This is a genomic window from Polaribacter sp. 2305UL8-11 (assembly GCF_058147165.1).
Genome location: NZ_JBYVJW010000001.1, coordinates 1 through 26,288, shown reverse-complemented (window position 1 = coordinate 26,288; position 26,288 = coordinate 1). Strand labels below are relative to the sequence as shown.

General features: G+C 31.5%; 16 protein-coding genes. 12 read left to right on the top strand and 4 right to left on the bottom strand.

Translation table 11 applies throughout. The features are described 5' to 3' along the window. Positions 1-3 precede the first annotated feature (3 nt). The 6 genes from feoB (at position 4) to ACY2RW_RS00055 (ending at position 8,949) form a co-directional block, all read left to right on the top strand. Positions 4-2,115: a ferrous iron transport protein B gene (gene feoB / locus ACY2RW_RS00080; RefSeq protein WP_490120646.1), complete on the top strand. Its 2,112-nt coding sequence runs from the start codon at positions 4-6 to the stop codon at positions 2,113-2,115. A 204-nt stretch (positions 2,116-2,319) separates the two neighbouring features. Continuing rightward, positions 2,320-2,853 carry a DUF2911 domain-containing protein gene (locus ACY2RW_RS00075; protein ID WP_490120645.1) on the top strand — a complete coding sequence of 178 codons (534 nt, stop codon included), beginning with the start codon at positions 2,320-2,322 and terminating at the stop codon, positions 2,851-2,853. Between the two features lie 129 nt (positions 2,854-2,982). Next, positions 2,983-6,057: a leucine--tRNA ligase gene (locus tag ACY2RW_RS00070; RefSeq protein ID WP_490120644.1), complete on the top strand. Its 3,075-nt coding sequence runs from the start codon at positions 2,983-2,985 to the stop codon at positions 6,055-6,057. Positions 6,058-6,220: 163 nt separating this feature from the next. Then, positions 6,221-6,685, top strand: coding sequence for a hypothetical protein (locus tag ACY2RW_RS00065; RefSeq protein ID WP_490120643.1), 465 nt, complete (start codon positions 6,221-6,223; stop codon positions 6,683-6,685). A gap of 53 nt (positions 6,686-6,738) precedes the next feature. Beyond that, positions 6,739-8,148 carry a sensor histidine kinase gene (locus ACY2RW_RS00060; protein ID WP_490120642.1) on the top strand — a complete coding sequence of 470 codons (1,410 nt, stop codon included), beginning with the start codon at positions 6,739-6,741 and terminating at the stop codon, positions 8,146-8,148. Between the two features lie 27 nt (positions 8,149-8,175). Beyond that, positions 8,176-8,949 (top strand): enoyl-CoA hydratase/isomerase family protein, encoded by a 774-nt coding sequence (locus ACY2RW_RS00055; protein WP_490120641.1) that lies wholly within the window; start codon positions 8,176-8,178, stop codon positions 8,947-8,949. Between the two features lie 84 nt (positions 8,950-9,033). On the opposite strand, the gene ACY2RW_RS00050 is transcribed toward ACY2RW_RS00055, so the two are convergent. Further along, positions 9,034-9,615: a hypothetical protein gene (locus ACY2RW_RS00050; protein ID WP_490120640.1), complete on the bottom strand. Its 582-nt coding sequence runs from the start codon at positions 9,613-9,615 to the stop codon at positions 9,034-9,036. A 345-nt stretch (positions 9,616-9,960) separates the two neighbouring features. On the opposite strand from ACY2RW_RS00050, the gene ACY2RW_RS00045 reads away from it, so the two are divergent. Both ACY2RW_RS00045 and ACY2RW_RS00040 read left to right on the top strand, forming a co-directional pair. Beyond that, positions 9,961-10,830, top strand: a complete 870-nt coding sequence (locus tag ACY2RW_RS00045; RefSeq protein WP_490120639.1) for an AraC family transcriptional regulator — start codon at positions 9,961-9,963, stop codon at positions 10,828-10,830. Between the two features lie 17 nt (positions 10,831-10,847). Then, complete coding sequence (locus ACY2RW_RS00040; protein WP_490120638.1) at positions 10,848-11,021, top strand: hypothetical protein; 174 nt, start codon at positions 10,848-10,850, stop codon at positions 11,019-11,021. A 152-nt stretch (positions 11,022-11,173) separates the two neighbouring features. Here the strand turns inward: ACY2RW_RS00040 and ACY2RW_RS00035 are convergent, their stop codons facing one another. From ACY2RW_RS00035 to ACY2RW_RS00025, 3 genes are all read right to left on the bottom strand, one after another. After that, complete coding sequence (locus tag ACY2RW_RS00035) at positions 11,174-11,833, bottom strand: HD domain-containing protein (protein ID WP_490120637.1); 660 nt, start codon at positions 11,831-11,833, stop codon at positions 11,174-11,176. Beyond that, positions 11,834-12,076 (bottom strand): hypothetical protein, encoded by a 243-nt coding sequence (locus ACY2RW_RS00030; RefSeq protein ID WP_490120636.1) that lies wholly within the window; start codon positions 12,074-12,076, stop codon positions 11,834-11,836. A gap of 75 nt (positions 12,077-12,151) precedes the next feature. Continuing rightward, the gene (locus tag ACY2RW_RS00025) at positions 12,152-12,562 is read right to left on the bottom strand and encodes a BrxA/BrxB family bacilliredoxin (protein WP_490120635.1); all 411 of its coding nucleotides are present in this window, start codon (positions 12,560-12,562) and stop codon (positions 12,152-12,154) included. Between the two features lie 160 nt (positions 12,563-12,722). Between ACY2RW_RS00025 and ACY2RW_RS00020 the strand changes: the two genes are divergently transcribed. The 4 genes from ACY2RW_RS00020 to ACY2RW_RS00005 all read left to right on the top strand — a co-directional run. After that, positions 12,723-13,481: a TerB family tellurite resistance protein gene (locus tag ACY2RW_RS00020; RefSeq protein ID WP_490120634.1), complete on the top strand. Its 759-nt coding sequence runs from the start codon at positions 12,723-12,725 to the stop codon at positions 13,479-13,481. A gap of 105 nt (positions 13,482-13,586) precedes the next feature. Continuing rightward, on the top strand, positions 13,587-15,947 hold the full coding sequence (locus ACY2RW_RS00015; RefSeq protein ID WP_490120633.1) for a DUF11 domain-containing protein: 2,361 nt from the start codon (positions 13,587-13,589) through the stop codon (positions 15,945-15,947). A 261-nt stretch (positions 15,948-16,208) separates the two neighbouring features. Beyond that, positions 16,209-19,517 (top strand): DUF11 domain-containing protein, encoded by a 3,309-nt coding sequence (locus ACY2RW_RS00010; RefSeq protein ID WP_490120632.1) that lies wholly within the window; start codon positions 16,209-16,211, stop codon positions 19,515-19,517. 25 nt (positions 19,518-19,542) lie between these two features. Next, positions 19,543-26,288, top strand: a 6,746-nt coding sequence (locus tag ACY2RW_RS00005; RefSeq protein ID WP_490120631.1) for a cadherin-like domain-containing protein, incomplete at its 3' end; no start/stop codon positions are given.

Below are 26,288 nucleotides of genomic sequence, written 5' to 3'. Positions count from 1 at the left end.
TTTATGGCAAAAAACAATATAAAAGTAGCCTTAATTGGGAACCCAAATACAGGAAAAACTTCACTTTTCAATCAACTTACAGGTTTAAACCAAAAAGTAGGTAATTATCCAGGAATTACTGTAGATAAAAAAGAAGGTATAAGTAAATTGTCTGCAACTCAAAACGCAATTATTACAGATTTACCTGGCACTTACAGCATAAACCCAACTTCTTTAGACGAAAGCATTGTTTTAAAAACCTTATTAAATAAAGATATAAAAGCATCACCAGATGTTATTTTGGTTGTTGCAGATGTAGAAAATTTAAAAAGAAATTTGTTGCTTTTTTCACAAATTAAAGATTTAGAAATCCCTACTGTTTTGGCTATAAATATGGTAGATCAAATGCATAGAAAAGGAATTTCTATTGATTTATCACTTTTAAAAAAAGAACTAAATACAGAAGTTGTCTTAATCTCTGCAAGAAAAAATGAAGGGATAAATGATGTAAAAGCTGCCATTATTCGTTGTCATGTAGCTGCAAAAGCATCACCACTTTGTGGTATAAATCATAAAATAGACCCAGATTATTTTGATAAATTAAAAGAAATTAGTCCTAATTATTCTTTGTATCAATTATGGTTAATGGTAACTCAAAATAACTATCCAGAAACCATTAGTAAAGAAGAAAAAGAAAAATTATTAGCTTTTAAACAAGACATTTCTAAGTTAAAAAGATACCAACATAAAGAAACCATTTATCGTTATCAAGAGATTAACAAAATCTTAAAAAAAACATATATAGTAGATAAAACAAAAGCTACAGATTTACGTGGTAGGTTAGATAAGGTCTTTACACATAAAGTTTTTGGCTATGTGTTTTTTGTTTTTTTATTGTTAATTATTTTCCAATCTATTTTTGATTGGGCAACCTTACCTATGGATTTGATAGATGGTACTTTTGCAGAAATTGCAAATTATGCTAAAAACAATTTACCTACAGGCATATTTACAGATTTATTAACAGAAGGTATTATTCCTGGAATTGGTGGTGTACTCATTTTTATACCACAAATTGCCATTTTATTTATGTTCATTGCCATTTTAGAAGAAACAGGCTATATGAGTCGTGTAGTTTTTTTAATGGATAAAATTATGAGACGTTTTGGAATGAATGGAAAAAGCATTATCCCATTAATTTCTGGAACTGCTTGTGCAATACCAGCAATAATGGCAACTAGAACTATTTCTAGTTGGAAAGAACGATTGATTACCATTTTGGTTACTCCGTTTACAACCTGCTCTGCAAGATTACCAGTGTATGCAATTCTTATTGCATTGATTATTCCAGATAAAAAAATCTTCGGATTTTTAAACCTACAAGGTTTGGTTCTCCTTTCACTGTATGCTTTAGGTTTTATAACTGCAATTTTAGCAGCTTATATTTTACATAAAACTTTAAAGATAAAATCAAAGTCATTTTTTGTAGTAGAAATGCCAAACTACAAGTTGCCATCTGTAAAAAATGTGTTTATAGAAGTAGTTGAGAAAACAAAATCTTTTGTTTTAGAAGCAGGTAAAATTATTTTAGCCTTGTCTATTGTATTGTGGTTTTTAGCCTCTAATGGTCCCTCTTCTTTTGATTCTGCAGAGAAAAATACCACAGAAAATGTTGCAAATCAAAATTTATCAGATGAAGAATTACAACAAAAAATTGCATCAGCAAAATTAGAAAATTCTTATATCGGAATTTTAGGAAAAAGTATAGAGCCAGCAATTAAACCTTTAGGTTACGATTGGAAAATAGGAATTGCTTTAATCACTTCTTTTGCAGCAAGAGAAGTATTTGTTGGTACTTTAGCCACCATTTACAGTGTAGAAGCAGATGATGAAGATACTTCTACCATTAAACAAAAAATGGCGTCAGAAATAAACCCAGATACAGGTAAAAAACGCTTTAATTTCCCTGTAGGAATGTCTTTAATGGTTTTTTATGCTTTTGCAATGCAATGTATGGCAACTTTAGCAATTGTAAAACGTGAAACCAAAAGCTGGAAATGGCCTTTAGTACAATTATTTGGAATGGCATTATTGGCATATATTTCTTCATTAATCACGTATCAAATTTTAAGTTAATGCAAGAAGTAATCACATATTTATTAGTTGTATTGGCAGTTGTTTTTTTGTTAAAAAAGTATATTTTTCCTTCAAAAAAAGATAAAAACTGCAATCCAGATTGTGGCTGTCATTAAATCTTAACAGAAAATTAGTACCTTTAAAGGGTAAGGAATTTTATTTTTGAGGACTTACAAGAATTATCAATTTAAAACACATATAAAAATGAAAAAAATATTTTTAACAATTGCAGTTTTTACTCTTGCAGTTATTTCATCTACAGATGCTTTTGCACAAGAATTTGATCCGTTAGATAAAAGTCCTATGGATGTTGCTAGATATCCATATAATTGGAGAAACCCTGATAAAGTGATTAAAGTTGTTTATAGTAGACCTCAATTAAAAGGGAGAAGTGTAGGAAAACTTGCTCCTAATGGAAAAAGATGGAGATTAGGTGCTAATGAAGCTACAGAAATCACATTTTATAAAGAAGTTAATTTTGGAGGTAAAAACATTAAAGCAGGTACATATACAATGTATGCCATTCCAGGTGAAAAAGAATGGATTGTAGCTATTAGTAATCAATTAAATGTTTGGGGAACTTATTTTCATAAACCAGAAAATGATGTATTAAGGGTTAAAGGTATAGTTGAAAAATCTGATAAAGAATATGAAGCATTTACAATTGCTTTTGGTGATGATATGACTATGTATTTTGCATTTGGAAAGACTAAGGTTATTATTCCTATAAAAGAATAAAAAATCAAATTAAAATTAATAGAAAGTCATAAATTTATTTATGACTTTTTTATGCTTAAAATTTAGCAGTTTGCAAACTATTTTCTTTTGAAGAATAAACGTAAATTTGCACCCTTAAAAGCAGAAAAAATGCAATACAATCATCAAGAAATAGAAAAGAATTGGCAAAAATTTTGGGCAGAAAACCAAATTTTTAAAGCTAGTAATGAAAGTGAAAAACCTAAATATTATGTGTTAGATATGTTTCCTTATCCTTCTGGAGCAGGGTTACATGTTGGGCATCCTTTAGGGTATATTGCAAGCGATATTTATGCACGTTACAAACGTCATCAAGGATTTAATGTATTGCATCCTCAAGGCTATGATTCTTTTGGTTTGCCAGCAGAACAATATGCCATTCAAACTGGGCAGCATCCAGCAAAAACAACAGAAGAAAATATTAAAACATATAGAAAACAATTAGATAAAATTGGTTTTTCTTTTGATTGGTCTCGTGAAGTAAGAACCTCAAATCCAGAATATTACAAATGGACCCAGTGGATTTTTATTCAGCTTTTTAACTCTTGGTATAACAAAGATTCTGACAAAGCAGAAGACATTTCAACGTTAATATCCATTTTTGAGACATCAGGAAATGGAACTGTAAATGCAGTTTGTGATGAAGATATTATACCGTTTTCAAGTGATGATTGGAGTGGTTTTTCATCAACTAAACAACAAGAAATTTTATTACAATATCGTTTAACATTCTTGTCAGATACAGAAGTAAATTGGTGCCCAGCTTTAGGAACAGTTTTAGCAAACGATGAAATTGTAAACGGAGTTTCAGAACGTGGAAGTCATCCTGTAATCAGAAAAAAAATGACTCAATGGTCTATGAGAATTTCTGCTTACGCACAACGTTTGTTAGATGGTTTAGAAACGATAGATTGGCCTCAACCTTTAAAAGATTCGCAAACCAATTGGATTGGTCGTTCTCAAGGAGCAATGGTTAGTTTCCAAGTAGATATTACTAACGAAATTAGAAATAGAAATCAAGATGTCATTTCGAGCGCAGTCGAGAAATCTCCATTTGTTATTTCTGTTTTCACAACTCGTCCAGACACCATTTTTGGAGTTTCTTTTATGACTTTAGCTCCAGAACATGAGCTAGTTTCAAAAATCACAACAGAGGCGCAAAAAGCAGAAGTTGAAGCCTATATACAAGCCACAGCAAAACGTTCTGAACGTGATAGAATGGCAGATGTTAAAACTATTTCTGGTGTGTTTACTGGTGCTTATGCAATTCACCCTTTTTCTGGTGAAAAAGTACAGATTTGGATTGGAGATTATGTGTTAGCAGGTTATGGAACAGGCGCAGTTATGGCAGTTCCTTGTGGAGACCAACGTGATTATGATTTTGCAAAACATTTTGGAATTCCGATTCCAAATATTTTTGAAGGCATAGATATTTCTGAAAAAGCGCATACAGAAAAGCAAGGAACTGTCATTGCAAATTCCGATTTTTTATCAGGATTAAAATATCAAAAAGCATTAAAATTATCCATTTATGAAATGGAGAAACGTGGTTTTGGGTATGGAAAAATAAATTATAGATTGCGTGATGCAGTTTTTAGTAGACAGCGTTATTGGGGAGAACCTTTTCCTGTGTATTACAAAGATGGAATGCCACAAATGATAGAAGCAAAACATTTGCCAATTGTGTTACCAGAAGTTGAAAAATACCTGCCAACAGAAGATGGAAAACCGCCTTTAGGTAATGCTACACATTGGAGTTGGGATGCAAAAAAAAATAAAATAGTTTCTAATGATTTGCTTAGACAAGCTCAGCAAAACAATGGAAAAGAGAATTTTATTTCGAGCGAAGTCGAGAAATCTCAAAACCATAATGAAGTTTATCCTTTAGAACTCAACACAATGCCAGGTTGGGCAGGAAGTTCTTGGTATTTTAATAGATATATGGATGCTAAAAATTCAGAAGAATTTGCATCTGCAGCATCATTAGATTATTGGAAAGAGGTAGATTTATATATTGGTGGTTCAGAACACGCAACAGGACATTTGTTGTATGCTCGTTTTTGGCAAAAATTCTTGTTTGATAAAGGTCTTGTTCCTGTAGATGAATTTGCGAAAAAGCTAATTAACCAAGGAATGATTTTAGGAACTTCTGCAATTGTTTTTAAAGCAACTTCTTTTGTTAAGAATGGTTGTAATATTAATAAATCGAATGATGATGTAATTGAGAAAATACCAACAGTATTTGTTTCTAAAAACTTATTTTCTAATGATAATGAGTTTGAAACAGTTGTTAAAAACTATCTATTAGATCATAAATTACTCGACCCTAATTTTGCAGACTTGGTAATGATTACCAAAACACCAATTCATGCTGATGTTTCTTTAGTAAATGCATCAGATGAATTAGATGTAGAAGGTTTCAAAAATCATCCTTTAAATGCAGATTATAAAAACGCTGAATTTATTTTAGAAGAAGGTGTTTACAAGGTGGGTAGAGAAGTAGAAAAAATGTCTAAACGTTGGTATAATGTTGTAAACCCTGATGATATTTGTGAGGAATATGGAGCAGATTCTTTGCGTTTGTTCGAAATGTTTTTAGGACCTTTAGAACAAGCAAAACCTTGGAAAACATCTGGTATTTCTGGAGTTTACAGTTTTTTAAAGAAATTATGGAAATTATACATATCTGAAGAAGGAGTAATTGTTTCTGATGAAAATGCGACAAAAGAAGAACTAAAAATTTTACATAAAACCATTAAAAAAGTACAAGAAGATATAGAGAATTTCTCTTTTAATACTTCTGTTTCTACGTTTATGATTGCTGTAAACGATTTAACTTCTTTAAAATGTAATAAGAAAGAAATTTTAGAACCTTTATCAATTTTATTATCTCCTTATGCACCCCATATTTCAGAAGAATTATGGAGCAAACTAGGAAATACAACATCTATATCAACAGCTCCTTTTCCAACTTTTGATGCAAAACATTTGGTAGAAAGTTCTAAAAATTATCCAATTTCTTTTAATGGGAAAATGCGTTTTACATTAGAATTACCTCTTGATTTATCTAAAGATGAAATCGAAAAAACAGTTATGGAGCATGAAAAAACAATTGCACAATTAGATGGTAGAACTCCTAAAAAAGTAATTATTGTACCTGGAAAAATTGTAAATATAGTTGGCTAAAGACGCAGATTTTTAGGTGATTGAGAAATCATTATAAATTAAATGAGACCTTATAAGATTCCTTAAAATTCTTTTTTAGGAATAACAAAATTTATAAAGTCATTACAGTATTTGTAATGACTTTTTTATTTAACTACCTTGTCATTCTTAAAATAACATAAAAATGAAACATAAATATTTTTTACTTTTCTGTGTTTTCGGAACGTTTTTTGTTAGTTGTAAACAAGAAGTTACATTAAAAGAGTATATGACAGATACTTGGCAAACTACATATTTAAAGTTGGAAATGCCAACGTATGAAAAATCAGACTCATTAAAGGTTTACGAAGATAAATTTGATAATAATCCAGAATTAATTGCAAGATCTAAATACAATGCAAACGGAACTTTTACAGCTTGGTTTGTCAATCAAAAAGGAGAACAAATGTTAGATTCTGATAGTACATGGTTTGTTAAAGGAGATTCACTTTTTGTAGATTTTTTCTATAATGGAAAACAAACTAAAGCAAGTTATCATATTGTAAGAACAGAGGAGGGCTTTTTGGGTAAAAGTAAATACGATTGGGATGAAGATGGAGCGTTTGACGATTTGCTAACAATGAAAACTAAAAGAATAAAAATACCATAAATAACTTGTTTCGATTTAAAAATATTTCTTTAAAAATTCGCATTTTTTTATCCATGATTTTATTGGTGTTATTGGCATCAATATTAATTTTGGTGGTTACAGTGTATCAATATGATGAGCAAACTAAAGACTACAACATACAGCGTTTTGAACGTAAAGAAGCAATTGCAAACGAAACAATTGAAGTTGAGCTAAAAAACAAAACCACTTATCCTGTAAATACAGAAAACCTGTCTAAAATTTTTCAAGAACGTATTTACGAGATTTCATCTATCAACAAAATAAATATTACCATTTTCGATTTGCATGGAAATTTACTCATTTCCTCAAAAACCAATGCATTCGAAGAAAATAACATACAACCTTTAGAATATAATACATTGAATGATTTGGCGCAAAACTCAAATCATAAAATTATGAAAATGAGAGATTTAGATGGGTTAAGTTACCAGTCTTCTTACTCTTATATAAATGATCCTAAATACAAAAGAATTGGTATCCTAGAATTGCAATTTACACAAGACAATACAGAGATAGAAAAAGAATTAGAAGAGTTTATAAAAAGGTTAAGCTTGGTTTACATTTTAATGTTTTTAATTGCAATTGCATTGGCTTACTTTTTATCAAGTTATATTACACGTTCTATAAAAACCATTTCAGATAAAATGCGCCAAACTCGTATTAATGAAAGAAATGAGAAGATTATTTTAGACGAAGCAAGTTCAGAAATAGAAGTTTTGGTAGATGCTTACAATAATATGATTGATCAGCTAGAAGAAAGTGCTGTAAAATTGGCAAAAAGTGAGCGTGAACAAGCGTGGAGAGAAATGGCAAAACAAGTGGCTCATGAAATTAAAAATCCGTTAACGCCAATGCGTTTAACTGTGCAGAGTTTTGAGCGAAAATTTAATCCAAAAGATGAAAAAGTTAAAGAAAAGTTGGCAGAATATAGCCAGACTTTAATTCAGCAGATAGATGTTATGAGTTCTATTGCTTCTGCTTTTTCTGATTTTGCAAAAATGCCAACTCAAAAAAGAGAAAGAATTGAAGTAGTTAGCGTTGTAAAATTAGCTTTAGATATTTTTAATAAAAGCTTTATTAAATACCACCCAACAGAAGAAGAATTGTTTGCTAATTTAGATAAAACACAGTTGATTAGAATTGTTACAAATCTGGTTAAAAATGCAATTCAAGCTTCAGATAAAGAGGAAAACCCACTCATAGAAGTAAAAGTTTCTTCTAAAGGAAAAAATGTAAAAATTGTGGTTTCTGACAATGGAAAAGGAATTTCTGAAGAGGTAAAAGATTTGATTTTTGAACCTAAATTTACCACAAAATCTAGTGGAATGGGATTAGGTTTGCCAATGATAAAAAATATAATTGAGGCTTATGATGGTTCAATTTCATTTACCTCTAAAGAGGGATTTGGAACAGTATTTACAGTAATTTTACCAAAAGAGTAAAAAAGAATTTTTTAAAAATATACAATTATGATTTTCGAAAATATATTAGTACAAAAAAACGATGCGTTAGCTCAAATAACCATTAACAGACCTAAAAAATTAAATGCTTTAAACAAAGCGACTATTAACGAGTTAAATACGGCTTTTGAAGCTTTAGAAGATGATGAAAATATTAAAGTAATCATCTTAACAGGAAGTGGAGACAAAGCTTTTGTAGCTGGTGCAGATATTTCTGAATTTGCACATTTTTCTGTAGAAGAAGGTGGTAGTTTAGCAAGATTAGGACAAGAATTGTTGTTCGATTATGTAGAAAATTTATCTACACCAGTAATTGCTGCTGTAAATGGTTTTGCTTTAGGTGGTGGTTTAGAGCTTGCAATGGCTTGTCATTTTAGAGTTGCATCAGACAATGCAAAAATGGGTTTACCAGAAGTTTCTTTAGGTGTAATTCCTGGTTATGGAGGCACACAACGTTTGCCACAATTAGTTGGTAAAGGTAGAGCTATGGAAATGATTATGACAGCTGGTATGATTTCTGCAACAGAAGCAAAAGAGTTTGGTTTGGTAAATCATGTAGTTGCTTTAGAAGAATTATTGCCATTGGCAGAAAAAATTGCGGGTAGAATTACACGAAATTCTTCTGTTGCCATTAGTGCAGCAATTAAAGCTATTAATGCAAATTTTGAAGATGGTATAAATGGTTTTGATGTAGAAATCGAAGAATTTGGAGAATGCTTTGGCACCAAAGATTTTGAAGAAGGTACTACTGCTTTTTTAGAAAAGAGAAAACCTAATTTTTAATAGTAAAAAAAACAAAAGCGAGCCAATTTTGGCTCGCTTTTTTCATCAAAATAATAAGTAATGATGAACAATTAACTAATCTACTTATATTTCAAAATTCTGAATGTAAGATCTTTTATTACTCTTTATAAGTACCTTATAATCTCCTTTTACTTGTTCAGAAACTTTGTAAATTCTATTTAAAACTGCTTTTTGATCTTTAATAGTTTCAGAAAAAATAACTTCATCTTTATAGAAAAGAATTACATCTAAAGGTTCTTTCTTAAAGTCTATTTTAGAAATCAATACCAAATTATTTTCTGTTCTAATTACAGGCTTAAAAATCATTTCATCCTTATCAAAAGAAACTTTACCATCTAATATTGTAAAGTTTTTTACAATAATTTCGTAGGCTTTTTCTAATTCTGCAGTATACCTACCTTTCTCTAATTTTGATAAATCGAATATTTTAGAAAATGTACCAGAATTTTTAATTTCTTGACTATAAATGACAACATCATTATCATCTTTAATAGATAAAATTTGTCCTTTTTTTACAGCTTTAAATTCTACTCTTACTTTTTTACCAGTTACAATATAAGAATTGTCTTTACTTTCGTTTGCGTAGCTAATTAATGTTCCTAACATCATTACTACTACTAAATATTTTTTAATTGTTGTTTTCATTTTTTTGTTTTTAAATAATTTTCAAATACTAATTTTTATTACTCTTTACAATCATTCCTATAATTACAAATTGAATAATTAAAAGAATTGCAGATAATGTCATTGTTGTTATAAACAAGATGTTTTCGTTTGCAATCATAACTTTATAATTTTATAATTAATAACACTGCAAATTTATAGCAGATTTAAAACCTCTAAAACATCAAAATTGACGAATATATGTGTTAAATTATCACTTTATATAATGATGAATTGATGTAAGGTTAAAATAGAATAGATTTGTGTTAATTCTATGGCTATTATTACATTTTTGTGTTGTAATTTTGTGATTGCAATATATTATCTATGAAAACAAAACCAACCCTAGAAAAAATAACACCAAGTTTTGGTAGTTCTTTATTAGTTAAGAAACACTTTCAGTTTTTAAAGAAAAACAAAGCTTTTTGGCATTTTCACCCAGAAATTGAAATTGTATACGTAAATAAAGGAAAAGGAAAAAGACATATTGGTAATCATATAAGTTATTTTAACAATAGTCAACTGGTTTTAATAGGTTCTAATTTGCCACATTTAGGTTTTGTAGATCGTTTAACAACCAATGGATCAGAAACACTAATACAGTTTAAACCAGATTTTTTAGGAGCAGATTTTTTTAAAATACCAGAAATGGCTGCTATAGAGCAACTTTTTGAGCGCGCAAAAAAAGGAATTCGTTTTAATATAGAAATTAAAAAAAGAATTGGAGCTAAGATTGAAGAGTTAGTAGATTTAGAAGGACCAGATAGAATTATTTCTTTTCTACATATTTTAAAAGAATTGGCATTAACAGATGATTATACTATTTTAAATGCAGATGGTTTTGCTTTTGAAACACAACCTCAAGATAACGAAAAGATAGATTTAGTCTTTAAACATATTAATGATAACTTTAAAAGACACATTGCTTTAGATGAAATTTCTGACTTGGTAAGTATGACTGTACCAGCTTTTTGTAGATTTTTTAAAAAAACCACAACTAAAACATTTACAAAATTAGTTAACGAATATAGAGTGGTGCATGCCACAAAATTATTATCTGAAAGCAAAATGAGTATTACTGATATTTGTTTTGAATGTGGTTTTAATAATTTTTCTCATTTTAACAAACTTTTTAAAGAGTTTACAGGAAAATCTGCATCAAAGTACAGAAGTGAGATGCTAAATCTTGTTCAATAGTGATAAAGAAATTTAAGATGAATGATAAAATAGAAGAAACATTAAACTATTATACTTTTAAAAGTAACGAGATTTTAAATTGTATAAATTCAAATTCAAATTTTACTGTTGATGAAATTATAGAGAAAGCAGCCAAACTCTCAGAACTTGAATATAAAATTACTGCTTTAGAAGCTGCAAAAGAGAATTAGGTAAAAAAATCTATTTTTAGGTGCTTTAAGCTGTTTTTAGATAGCCGTGTTTAGAATTTATTTAGTAAAATTAAAAACTCCTTTAAAAAGCAATTTTTAAAGGAGTTTTGTATAGTTTAAATTTATGATTATTTTTTTAGTATAATAATAAATTATTTAACTCCATTCCACTCATCATAAAATTGTTCTAAATATTTTTCCATGAATTGATGTCTTTGCAGTGCAATTTTTTTTGCAGAATCTGTGTTCATTTTATCTTTTAACAACAATAGTTTTTCATAAAAATGATTAATTGTTGGTGCTGTAGAAGTTTTATATTCGTCTTTTGTCATATTTAAATTAGGTACAATTTCTGGGTCATATAAAGCCCTGTTTTTAAAGCCACCATAATTAAAACAACGAGCAATTCCAATTGCACCAATAGCATCTAATCTGTCTGCATCTTGTACAATTTCTAATTCTTTAGAAGTAAATTTTTTGCCATTTTTGGTAAGAGAATTTTTAAAAGAAACATGCCTAATAATTTTTACAACATGTTTGCCAATTTCTTTAGGTACTTTTTGAGCAATTAAGAACTCTTTTGCCTTTTTAGGGCCAATTTTTTCGTTTCCATTATAAAATTTTGGATCTGCAATGTCATGTAATAAAGCTGCCAAAGAAATGACAAAAACATCGGCTTTTTCTTCTCTAGAAATTAAAATAGCATTTTTAAAAACACGTTCTATATGAAACCAATCATGGCCACCTTCAGCTCCTTTTAATTCATTTTTTATAAATGCAATAGTATTAGAAATTATTTTTTCTTGGTTCATTTATTTGGTTCTTTGGGCAAGTTCTTTTTTTAGTTTCTTTAACTCGAAAAGCATTACAAATAACATCGGAATAAAAAATAAAGGTAAAAATGTCTGGAAAGAAATGCCTTTATCAATAGAGGAAAAAATACTAAAAAAAATCATTAAAAAAATGACAAACCCTTGTATTATTGCCATTGTTTTTTGAGTTTTAATTTTCTTTTTAAGTTCTTCTAGGGTGTAAGTAGATAAGTTTGATGCCATCTGATTTTTTTTATAAAATAAAAAAATCCACTCTAAAAGAATGGATTTTTAAAAGTCCTTTTCTTTAAAAAAGGATTAACAGTATTCTTCGTAAGCTTGTGCTAAATTCTGAGCAATCATTTGTGCAGAACGTCCTTCTATATGATGTCTTTCTAACATGTGTACTAAATTTCCGTCTTTAAACAAGGCCATTGCTGGAGAAGATGGAGGAAAAGGAATCATAAATTCACGAGCTTTTTGTGTAGATTCTTTTTCTACACCTGCAAAAACAGTAGCTAAGTTATCTGGTGTTTTGTCTGCGCCTAAAGAAGCAATTGCTCCTGGTCTTGCAGTACCAGCTGCACAACCACAAACAGAGTTTACAACTACTAAAGTTGTTCCTTTTTTAGCCATTGCTTTTTCTACGTCTTCACTTGTATATAATGCGTCAAAACCTGCGTTTATTAACTCATCACGCATTGGTTTTACTAATTCTTCTGGATACATAATTTCTAATTTTAAATTGCAAAGATAACTATTCCTTCATCAAAATTCAAGATTATAAAAATAGTTGTTTCAATAGATATATCAATAAAATTGATATGTAACAATTGGTTTAAAAAAGCGACCTATTTGTGTATATTTGAAAAAAAAATAAATACATAGTATGGGAAATTTCACAAAGTGGTTAGGAGCTGGACTTGGTTTTACTTTGGGAGGACCAATAGGTGCTGCAATTGGTTTTGCAATTGGTAGTTTTGTAGATGGTTTTTCTGAAAAAGACTTGTTATTAGAACAAGGAGAATATCAGCAAAAAACAAGAACCAGAAAGTCTCGTGTAAATACACAATCTGGAGATTTTGAAATGAGTTTATTGGTTTTAGCATCAATTGTAATAAAATCTGATGGTAAAGTTGATGAAAGAGAACTAGACTTTGTACGTGCACAGTTTTTAGATATGTATGGTAAAGAAAGAGCAAACAATGCTTTTAAATTATTTAAAGGAATCGTTAAAAAAGATGTTTCTGCACGTCAAGTTTGTATGCAAATAAGAGAACACATGTCACATGCATCTCGTTTACAGCTGGTTCATTTTTTATTTGGAATTGCAAAAGCAGATGATTTTGTAACAGATAATGAAGTTGAAGAAATTAGAAAAATTGCGGGTTATTTATACATCAATAATAAAGATTACACTTCTATCAAAGCAATGTTTTATGATGCTTCTGGTAACGCTTACAAAATTTTAGAAATTACTAAATCTGCCACAGATGATCAAGTAAAATCTGCTTACAGAAAAATGGTAAAAAAATACCATCCAGATAAATTACAGGGTTTAGGAAAAGAACATTTAAAAGGAGCAAATCAAAAATTTCAAAGCATACAAGAGGCCTATGATAGAATTAAAAAAGAGAGAGGTTTGTAATGAAAAATGTGACTTTTTTTTAAAAAAAGAGTCTAATTTTTAGGTATCTTAGTTTTTGTATACAATCAAAAAATTGTAATTTTATATCTCTGATACACAAAAATTATGAAAATAAACCAACTAATTTTCTTTTTTTTTATAGTATTTACTAGCAGTATTTTTGCACAATTAGATAGTGAGCATTATTTACCGCCATTAAAGCAGGTGTCTAATAACCAAGGAATCCAACAACAAGCTGTCTATTTTTCTACTCCAGAAACCACACCCTTTTCTATAGAAATTTACAGAGGAAATAGCACAACTCCCTTAAGAACTATTACAGGTTTATCTAAAGGAAATGGCAAAATTTTTGATAATTCTAATGGTTTAGGGAATGGAGATAACAACATAACTTTAGTAACTAATACAAATACGGGTGTTGTTTTAAGTAATGCAGGTTTAAGAATCATATCTCCTAGTGGGAAAAAGTTTTATGTAAATTATAGAGGTAGGTCTAATTCGCAAGCAGGTTCATTAACTTCTAAAGGAGCTAAAGCAAAAGGGACAGATTTTAGATGGGGTGGTATTCCTAATAGAGCTACTAATAACAATTTAACAACCAGTTTAGGAATGATGGCAACAGAAGATGGTACTACAGTTACAGTTTCTGGTTATGACCCTAATTGTAAATTTAGGTTGGGTAATAATAGAGGAGGTATTACAGCAAATACACAAACCATAACGTTAAATAAAGGACAATCTTTTGTTTTAGAAGCAGCAAAAAATGAAACTACTGCAAATATAGACGGTTGGTTAGGAGCTAAAATACAAGCAACAAAACCTATTGTAATTAGTAATGGGGGTTTAAATGTTGGTGTTAGAGCTGGAAATCAAAGTAGAGATGTAGGTATAGACCAGCCTGTAGATGTATCTTCTTTAGGTAGAGAGTATGTTTTTGTAAGGGGTTTAGGAGCAAATGAAACAGAATTTCCTATAATTGTTGCTACACAAAATAATACTCAAGTTTATGCAGGTGGTAACTTAATAGGAACCATAAATGATGGAGATTATTTAGAGATTCCTGGTAGTAATTACTCATCTGCAAGTGCAGGTGCTAGTATGTATGTAAATACATCTAAAGAAGTTTATGCGTATCAATGTTTGCAAGGAGCATCAGGAAATAAAATTCAAACAATTGGTATGAATTTTATTGCACCCGTTAATTGTTTGTTGCCGAATTTAATGGATGAGATTTCTGATATCGATAAAATTGCAGGATCAAATACTAATATATCAGCAATAACAATTATTGCTTCTTCAATTACACCAAATGCTAATATAGTAGTTAAACAAGATGGGGTTCAAGTAACACTTCCTACTCCAACAACTCCAGCTGGTACATCCGATTGGAAAACTTTTTATGTTACAGGTTTAAAAGGAGAAGTAGATGTAACTTCTTCTGGGCCTATTGCAGTAGGTACTTTTATGAGTTTAGGCTCAAATGCTGGTTTGGCTGGTTATTTTTCTGGTTTTGATACAGTGCCAGTAGTTGGTGTACAAATTACAGGAGGAGGTTGTTTTCCTTCTGGAGATTTAGAAGAAACAACAAAAGGTTTTGATGCCTACCAATGGTTTAAAGATGGTGTTGCTATAGCAGGCGCAACTTCAGCAGTATATACACCACCAGGAATTGGAGAGTATAATGTAGTAGTAACTGAAGGTACATGTTCGTATTCTTCTAAAATTGTATCTGTGTACAATTGTGACCCAGATATTGTTATAAGTAAAACAGCAGATAAGTCTAATGTTACTGATGATGATATCATAAATTTTACGGTTACAGTAAGAAGCTTTGGTTTACAACCTGTAACTAATTTGGTAGTAAAAGATATTTTCCCTACAGAATTAAATTTAATAAGCGTAACTCCTAGCCAGGGAACTTGGAATAGTCCAGATTGGACTATTGGAACTATGAATGCAGGCGAACTGTTTACACTAAAATTTGTGTCCCAAGTACCTAAAAAACCACAAGAAGGCACTTTTACAAATGTGGTTTCTAATACGCAAGATCAAGTAGATTCTAATCTTTCTACAGACGATTTAACAGAGAGTTTTACAATTACAGCTAAAAAAATAGATTTATCAATAGAAAAAAAGGTAGACAAACCTATTGTAAAGAAAGGAGATAATGTAACTTTTACTATTTCTGTAACTAATAAAGGGCCACAAGTTGCTACAGGTGTAGAAATAAAAGATTTATTACCATCTGGATTAACTTATGTTTCAGCAGGATCTATAATACCAACAAACACAACTTACAACGCAGCTACTGGTATTTGGAAATTTACAAGAAACATACAAAGTAACGAAACAATTACATTAACACTCAAAGCAAAGGTTACAGCTACAAATATTATATTAAATTCTGCAGAAGTTTTTAAAACAGAACAAAAAGATTCAGATTCAAACCCAAATTCTAATAATTAATTTTTAACCTAAAAATAATTTTTAAATAGCTGATTTTCAATTTTATTTATTTAATTTAGTTAAAATATGTTAAAAAAAGCTTATATTTGTTTATTAAATATGAATTAAAGTTAAACAAAATGTTTTTTTTAACCTTAATTTATTCAACAGTTCAATTTTAATAATCATCTAACAAATTAGTTATTTCAACGAATACTAATATGATTTAAATTTTAAATTGAATTTAAGTTTTAAATTTACTAATTATTTAAAAAAAAGATTTTGACAAAAAAATTACTTTTATCAATCACATATATATTTCTAATTTGTACATCTCTCTTTGCAGATGGTACCAAACAAGCAATGCCAGATTCAAATAATGGTGTAGCAATGTATATTACAGATGATGGTAGGTATGGACCATATCTAAACGCTCCAGCATCTCAAAGATTACAATTTAGAATTTTAGACCACACAACAGAAAATTTATATTTTGGAATAAATCCTAGGCAAAGAAGTGGTAATCCATTAATTTTAAGTACAAATTTATACTATAGAATAAAAAATTCTTCAGGAACAACAGTTGCAGGACCTTTTAATTTTAATACATCTGGTGCTGGTTACATTAGTACTTATAATCAGGCAGTTGCAGGGCCAAATATAGGGGGTGCTGTTCCAACCGGTTATACTCCTTTAAGTTTTAATCCTACTGCAAATGGAGATTATTATATAGAAATATATAAAAGTAATGATAATGGAGTTTCAAGAACAACTTCTGGAACAGATATTGTAATTCCTTATTTTGATTTTACAGTTTCTGATTCTTCAAATAATAGAGTAGAAGGACGTATTTTTTCTCAAAAATGGGGATTTATTACTTATAATCCAACAAATTTTGTTCCATCAATAAATTTTGACTTCAAAGGAAAGTTTTTTGGTTACACAGACGACAAAATTGTAGTAACAGTAGAGTTTCAAGAGGGGTTTAGACCTTTTGGATACTTGTTAGCAATGAATAAGTTTGGTATTGTAGATGATGATAATGACCCAACAAATGTCTGGACAACAACTCGAAAATCCATTTCTTATAATGGTTCTACAGGAAATACTATACCAGCACTACTAAATGGTTATCCTGTTTTCATAACGGAACCAGATGCTGCTGCTTTTCCCATAGGCGTTCAAGTTTCACCAGTTTCAGTAGGTCAAATTTTTGGTTGCCCAGGTAACTATTTAATCCCCGTAAAAACAGAAGAGGCAGGAGATGTAGATGTAACATTAGATTTAAATGGGATTGTCGGTTTCCAAGAGAATTCCAAAGATATTATTGTGCAAGCTTTTAATCAACCTAAAGGAAATATTGTAATTCCTTGGGATGGTCTAGATGGCCAAGGAAATCCAGTTTTAGGAAATACAACATCATCAGCAACATTAACAAGCTTAAGAGGTAGAACTAGTGTACCAATGATTGATGCAGAATTAAATCCTAATGGATTAATTATAAATTCTGTAAAACCAGTATTGGCAAATAGAAAAATGTATTGGGATGATTCTGGAGTAACTGTTACTCCTAATAACAATACAGTTGGCGGATTAAATAAATCTAATCCAAGTGATGGTCAATTAGGACCAACACATAAATGGAATGGAGACAATCCTCCAGGAGATAATACTACAAATATGCCAGCTCCTGCAGGTTCAAAAGGAAATGCAACAAATTCTACAACAGATGATTTTGGTAATGAAAGGGTTCTAAATACATGGTTTTATGGAGAAGAAGTTTCATCACCAAACAGCTCAGTAACAGTTCCAGATTGTGATATTGATAATGATACATATTCAGATAATGTAGATTTAGATGATGATAATGATGGTATTTTAGACACAGTAGAATTAGGTTCTTTTGATCCAGATGGAGATCATGATGGAGATACAATACCAGATTATATAGATCCTGATTTTCCTGGTTTTACAGATACAAACTCAGATGGTGTTGATGATAGATTTGATTTAGATTTAGATGGAATTATGAATCACTGGGATTTAGATTCAGATGGAGATGGAATTCCAGATACAGTAGAAGCACAAACTACAACAGGCTACACAGCTCCAAGTTCATCTGTAAACGGTAATGGTGTACCAACAAATTTTGCAAGTGGTATAACACCTATAAATACAGATGGTGATGCAAATCCAGATTATTTAGACACAGATTCAGATGGAGATTCTTTAACAGATACTGCAGAAGCAGGAATTACACTTACAAACACAGACACAGACAAAGATGGTTTAGACAATGCAACAGATGCAACAAATGGACCAACAGATAAAGATGGTACAATTAATACTCCATCAAGTTTGCCAGATGCAGATAAAGACGTTAATGTTGCTGGAGGAGATGTAGATTACAGAGACAGCACAGATAGTGATAACGATAATGATGGTGTGCCAGATGCAACAGATGTAGATGATGATAATGATGGTATTTTAGATACAGTCGAAGGTTATTGTACCCAAGTAGAAAACTTTTCTGGAGGAGATGGAGGTTCTATAAAAGATTTTACTGTAAATAGTGTTGTAAGCGTTGTTATTGACTTTAAGTTTGTAGATGATTCTGTAGGAATAATAATTAACAATAGAGGAGTAAACTCTGATAATCTTGGGTTAGAAACTGGATCTTTAAATGCTTCACCAATTAACTTTATTTCAGACAACGCTTTTATGGCAACACCATGGGTGGCTAACACAAATAATATTCCAAGACTAAGAGTCCTAATTAGTGAAAACGGAAAAGTAACTGTTTTTGGAAGCAGAACAACAAATTCTACAGCATTAGAAGAAATGAAACTTGCTAACGGATCAAATTTTTTAGGAGTTTTATTCAATAAAAAAGGGAATAATACTTTTAGAATAAGAAATATAAATGGAGGTGGGCCAGATGCAATAGATGGTGTTGCAACAATAACTTACGGATGTGACCAAGACAATGATGGTATTCCAAATTACTTAGATACAGACTCAGACAACGATGGTTGTCCAGATGCTGTAGAAGCTGCAGGAAATATTCAATTAACTCAATTAACAACACTTACTGGAGGAAGTAATGGAGGTAATTCTAATAATTTAGGTACAACTTCTGACACAGATGGAAATCCAATTGTAAATAGCACAGGTTTTGAGCAATTAAGTACAGCAGCAGTTTTAGATGCAAATAATAAAGACGCCTGTTTAACAGATTTAAACATTACAAAAACAATAAACAAAGCAGTACCTAAAAAGGGACAAACAGTAATATTTACTTTAACCTTAAAAAATAGCGGTAACCTAAGTGCAACTTCAGTAAAAGTAAAAGACATTTTACCAACTGGTTTAACATACAATGCAGCTTCATCTGTTATACCAATTAATACAACTTACAATGCTACAACAGGTATTTGGGATTTAAGTGCTTTAACAATTGCTAAAAACCAAACAATTGAATTAAAAATAGCTGCAACAGTTACAACAGCAGGTGCAATTGTAACAAACAAAACAGAAATCTTTTCTGTTACAGAAACAGACAAAGATTCAACCCCTAATAGCAACAACTAACAAAGAAATATAAAGGATGAAAAAAATGCACACAATTTTCAACTTACATAATAAAGTCAAGAACAGGACAAGAAAATTATTTCTTGTTTTAGCAATTGGCCTGCTATCAAGTTTTTCTTACGCTCAAGGTGTAAACATTATTGTAAACGCAACAACGCCAAATGGTAGTGATAACGCAGGTGATACTATAGAGTATTCAGCTTCTGTTATTAACACAGGAGGAACTGCATTAAATGCAGTAACACTTACCTCTTCTATAGGAACAACAATGACTTTAGATAGTGGAGATGTAAATAACAATTCTATTTTAGATCCTAATGAATGCTGGGTTTTTAAAGGAACACATACAATTACTACAGCAAATATAACAGCAACAAAAGTAGACAATGTATTTTCTTTAAATGCAACAGAAATAACAACTGCTCAAACTTTTACACATACAGAAAATGTGCACGAAGATGATATTTCTTTTGCAAGTGTAATTGCAATAAATGATATAGATGCAGTAAATGATGATTTTTCTACAACAATCGTTAATGGTATTACTGGAAGTGCATCTGGTGATGTTACAACAAACGATTTATTAAACAGTGTAGCAGTTACAGATGCAGACATCAACATAACTTTAGAAAACAATGGGGGTTTAACAGGAGTTACAATAAATGCAACAACTGGGGTTATTAATGTACCTGCAAATTCTGCAACAGGAACGTACACACTTACATATAAAATTTGCGAAAAAACAAATACAACAAACTGTGATACAGCAACAGCAATTGTAAAAGTAGATGGAGATACAGATAAAGATGGTGTTTTAGATTCTGTTGATAAATGTAATGGTTTTGATGATAATGCAGATAATGATAACGATGGTGTAGCAGATGGTTGTGATTTAGATGATGATAATGATGGTATTTTAGACTCAGCAGAAAACGCAACAAGTGGAAATCCGTTTGTAGACACAAACAATAATGGTGTTTTAGATTACAAAGACCCAGCTTTAGCAGGGTTTGTAGATACAAATTCAGACAATATAGATGATAGATATGATATAGATAAAGATGGTAAAATAGACCAATTTGATACTGATTCTGATGCAGATGGTTGTAATGATGTAATAGAAGCAGGTCATAAAGAAAGTACAACAAAACCAGGTGAAGTCCAAGGAACAGGTTACAATGCTACAGATGGTAAAGTAACAGGAGTTACCACTGCTTATACAGGTACAAATGCCAATGTATCTTCTGCAGGAACTGCAGCAAATATTACTGTACAACCACCAAATAGAAATATAGAGGTAGGAAAAAATACCACTTTTACTGTTACTACAGATGGGTCAGTATTTGGTTGGGAAATTAGTACAGATGGAGGTACAACTTTTACGACATTATTAAATGGAGGTGTTTACAGTGGAGCTACCACAAGTACATTAACAATAACTGGAGTAACAGCTGCGCAGAACAACTATCAATACAGAGCCTTAATTTCAAAAACAGATTATGTATGTCCAGTAATATCAAATGCAGGAACACTAACAACATTTACAAACGACCCACCAGTTGTTAGTAGCAATGCTATAACTGTAAATGAAGAAAGTACAGGAACATCTTTAGGGTTATCTCAACCAACAGATCCAGATGGTAATACACTTACAATTACTGTAACAGGCTTGCCAACTTTAGGTGTTGTTAAAAAAGCTGGAGGTCAGATTGTAGCAAATAATTCTACATTAACACCAGCAGAAGTTGCAGGTTTAATTTACGATGCTCCAACAGCTTACAATGGTACAGACAATCCAGGAGATTTTACCTACTCAGTTTCAGATGGTATAGCACCAGCAGTTACTGGTACTGCAGATATTACTATAAATGCAGTTAACGATTTACCAGTTGCAGTAGGTGAATCAGGTTCTGCAGCAGAAGACAACCTAATTACATTAACAACAATTGGAGGTAATGATACAGATGAAGATGGTAATGTTGTACCATCTACAATTATTTTAATAGACCCAACAAATGCTGCAAATACAGGTAAAACAGGAACACCCTTAGTAATTGCAGGAAAAGGAACATATACAGTAAATGCAGCAGGTACTGTGGTTTTTACACCAGAAGCAAATTTTAACGGAACTGCAGATATCAAATACACGATAAAAGATAATAGTGGTTTTGCTTCAAACGAAGCTACCTTAGGCTTTACTATCACACCTGTAAATGATTTGCCAGTTGCAGTAGCAGACACAAATTCGGTTACAGAAAACAATACACTATCTGTTAATGCTGCAAACGGAGTTTTAAGTAATGATACAGATGTAGACACAGGTACAACCTTAAATGTTACAACTTTTACAATTCCAGGAGATGCAACAACATACAATGCTGGTCAAACAGCAACAATTACTGGTGTAGGTACATTACAAATTAATTCTCTAGGGGATTATGTATTTACCCCAAACGCAAATTATTTTGGAGCAGTACCAGTCGCAACATATAATATTACAGATAATAATGGAGGTACTGCATCATCAACATTAACAATCACAATAAATGTAGATTCAGATTCTGATGGTGTTGCAGACATCGTAGATTTAGATTCAGATAATGATGGTATTTTAGATATTGTTGAGGGGCAAGGAACAGACCCAACAGCAGATGCAGATAATGATGGAACACCAAACTATCTAGATGCAGATTCTGGTGCTTTAGATGGAAATGGAATTGCAGCAGGTTTCGATTTTGACGGAGATGGAATTCCAAACCACTTAGATTTAGATTCAGATAACGATGCCATTCCAGACGTAATAGAAGCTGGTTATGCAGACACAAATAATGATGGTATTGCAGATGCTTCAGCAACACCAGCATTAGTAGGAGCTAATGGTTTTGGTAATGCTTTAGAAACTTCCGCAGAAAGTGGAGTTGCAGCAAATGCACCCATAAATACAGACGCAGCTACAGATATTCAATCTACATTAATCAACTCATTAGATAGAGATTCAGATAACGATGGTATTTCAGATACAGAAGAAGCATTTTCTAACAATGCAACTTATAATGACACAAATAACGATGGTATAGTAGATGGCTTTGTAGATAATGATAATAATGGTTGGCATGATACTATAGATGCAGAAGGCACTTTCCCAACATTTTTAAACTCAGATACAGACGTATATCCTAACTACTTAGATTTAGATTCAGATGGAGATGGTTTACCAGATACATTCGAAGGAAATTTTCAAGTTACAGATGGAGACAACAATGGTATTGTTGGCACAGGAACTCCTGCAGATGCAGACAAAGATGGTTTAGCAGATACAAATGATCCTGATGCTGCAGGAAATATTTTAGGAGGTTTTGGCTTTAATAAAGACAGAGATTCAGATGGCGTAAAAAACTACTTAGATATCGATATCGATAATGATGGTATTATAGATAATATAGAAGGACAATCTACAACATTATATCAAGCACCACTAGGAACAGACACAGATAAAGATGGTATAGATGATAGATATGATGTAGACAATGGTGGTACAGGAATAGGTTATACAAATACAGATGGTGGGTCTGCACCAGATTATGCAGATACAGATGCAGAAAATGACGGAATTGCAGACATCAGAGAAAACAATATTGCAAATAATATAGATGATGCAAATAACGATGGTGTTTTAGACACTTTCGCAGACGCAGATGGAGATGGTTTAGCAGATATTTTTGATACAGTTTCTGGAACAGCAACTGCAAATAATGGTACAAATGGAAACCAAGCTCCAAGTTCTCAACCAGATATAGATCCTACAGGTGGAGATAGAGATTGGAGAGAATCATCAACACAAGATAATGATGGAGATGGAGTTAATGATGTCGTAGATTTAGATGATGATAATGATGGTATTTTAGATACAGATGAAGATTTAAATTTAGATAATGATAATGACCCAAGAACCAATCCATCAGATTCAGATGGAGATGGTGTGCCAAATTACTTCGACTTAGATTCAGATGGAGATGGAATTCCAGATTATACAGAAGCAGGAGGTACAACAGATCCAGATGGAAATGGACAACCAGGAACAGGAGTTTTAGACAATACAGAAGTAAACTCTGTAGGTATTCCTTTAGCAGTTTCTCCAGATACAGCAACAACAGGTACAAGCACAACATCAAATCTTGCAAATCCAGACACAGATGGAGATACAGTTAAAAACTTTTTAGATATAGATTCTGACAACGATGGTATTGTAGATGCAATTGAAGCAGGAGGAACAGATTCAGATGGAGATGGAAAATTTGGTTCAGGTACTGCAAACGATTCAGATTCAGATGGTTTAGCAGATGCAATAGATCCTTATGATGATAGAAATGGTAATGCAGATACTGCATTAAACCCAGGAAATGCCTTAGCAATTCCAGATACAGACACAGATTCTAAAAAAGATTATTTAGATTTAGATTCAGATAATGATACCATTCCAGATAATGTAGAAGCACAAACTACAAATGGGTATATAGCACCTTCTGCAACTTTTACAGATACAGATAAAGATGGTTTAGATGATAAATACGATACCTCAAATTCTGGAACTGCTATCAAACCAGTAAATACAGATGGTACAGATTCTCCAGATTATTTAGATTTAGATTCAGATAATGATACTTTAAAGGATATTGTAGAGTTTGGTAACGCATCAAAAGATACAAATGGAGATGGAAAAACAGAAGGAACTGTTGGTAATAATGGTTTAGACAATACTGTTGAAGCTGCAGATACTTTTGCAGATGTAAATGGTAATTTAGACAACACACAAGCAGACAATTCTCCAGACGAAGATAATGATGTTGCTTCTGGTGGAGATGTAGATTACAGAGATATTTTAGATGCAGACAAAGATGGTGTTGCAGATGCAATAGATTTAGATGATGATAATGATGGTATTTTAGACACTGTAGAATCACCAGGAAACGTTAATCCAGATGCAGATTCAGATAATGATGGTACACCAGATTACAAAGACCCAGATTTTGCTGGTTTTGTAGATACAAATTCAGATGGGATTAATGATAATTTTGATACTGATTTAGATGGTAAACCAAATCATCAAGATACAGATTCAGATAACGATTCTTGTCCAGATGTTACAGAAGCTGGTCATAAAGTAAGTACAACAAAAGCAGGAGAAGTTGCAGGTACAGGTTATGGTACAGATGGTAAAGTAACAGGTTTTGCTACAGCTTATACAGGTACAAACACAAATGTAACTACAGTTGGTACTCCAGTTGTAATTAGCACACAACCTCAAGATCAATCAGGGTTTATTGCAGGAAGTGCTTCTTTTGAAGTTACTTCTACAGGTACAGTTTTCCAATGGCAAGAAAGTACAGATGGAGGTACAACATTTACAAATATTACCAATGGAGGTAAATATGCTGGAGCAACCACAAATAAATTAACAATATCAAACTTATCAACCACTGAGAATAATTACCAATATCAAGTAATTGTTTCTAAAACAGATTATGCTTGTGATATTCCTTCAACTCCACCAGCAAAATTAACTGTTAATAATAATCCACCAGTAGCAGTAGATAATTTAGGAACAACAACACCAGAAGATACTGCAGTTACAGTTGCAACAATTGGTGCAAATGATACAGATGTAGAAGATACAACCCCAGATGCATCAACAATAATTCTAATCGATCCAAATAATGCATCAAATACAGGAAAAACAGGAACACCATTGGTTATAGCAAATGTTGGTTCTTATACAGTAGATCCTTTAGGAAATGTTGCGTTTACACCAGCTCTTAATTTTAACGGAACTGCAGATATAAAATATACTATTAAAGACAGTAACAATAATGTTTCGAATGAAGCTACAATTGGTATTGCTGTTACTTCAGTAAATGATGCACCAGTTGCAGTAAATGATTCTTCTACTGGTTTAGAAGGAGCAACACAAACTTTAACAACAATTGGGTCAAATGATACAGATGTAGATGGTACTATAAATACAACGTCTATTATTTTAATAGATCCAAATAACGCTGCAAATACAGGTAGCTCAGGAACACCATTAGTTATAGCAAATGTTGGAACTTACACAGTAAACGGAGTTGGAACAGTTGTTTTTATACCTTTAGAAAATTTTAATGGTTCTGCAGATATTAAATATACAATTAAAGATAATGATGGTTTAATTTCAAACGAAGCAGTATTAGATATTACAGTTACACCAGTAAACGATGCACCAGTAGCAGTTGCAGATTCAGGTTCTACAAATGAAGAAACTACATTAAATGTGAATGCAACTAATGGATTGTTAAAAAATGATTCAGATGTTGATGGAAATCCTCTAACCATCACAAGATTTGTAGTAGATGGAGCCACCGTAAATGTAACACCATCAACAGCAGGCAGCACATTAATAGCAGGCAAAGGAACGTTAACAGTAAACAGCGATGGTAGTTATACTTTTGTACCAGTAGCCAACTTTAATGGATCAGTACCACAGGTAACCTATACAGTAAGTGATGGTACCAATACAGCCAACTCAACATTAGACATTACAGTAAATCCTATTAACGATGCACCAGTAGCAGTAGATGATACGTATACAACGAATGAAGATACAGCAGTAACTTTATTACCATTAACAGGCGATAGTGATGTAGATACAGGAGATACGATAACGATTCAAAGTATCAACGGAACTACGTTAACCCCAGGAACAGCACAGACTATTACAGTTCCAAATGGAACAGT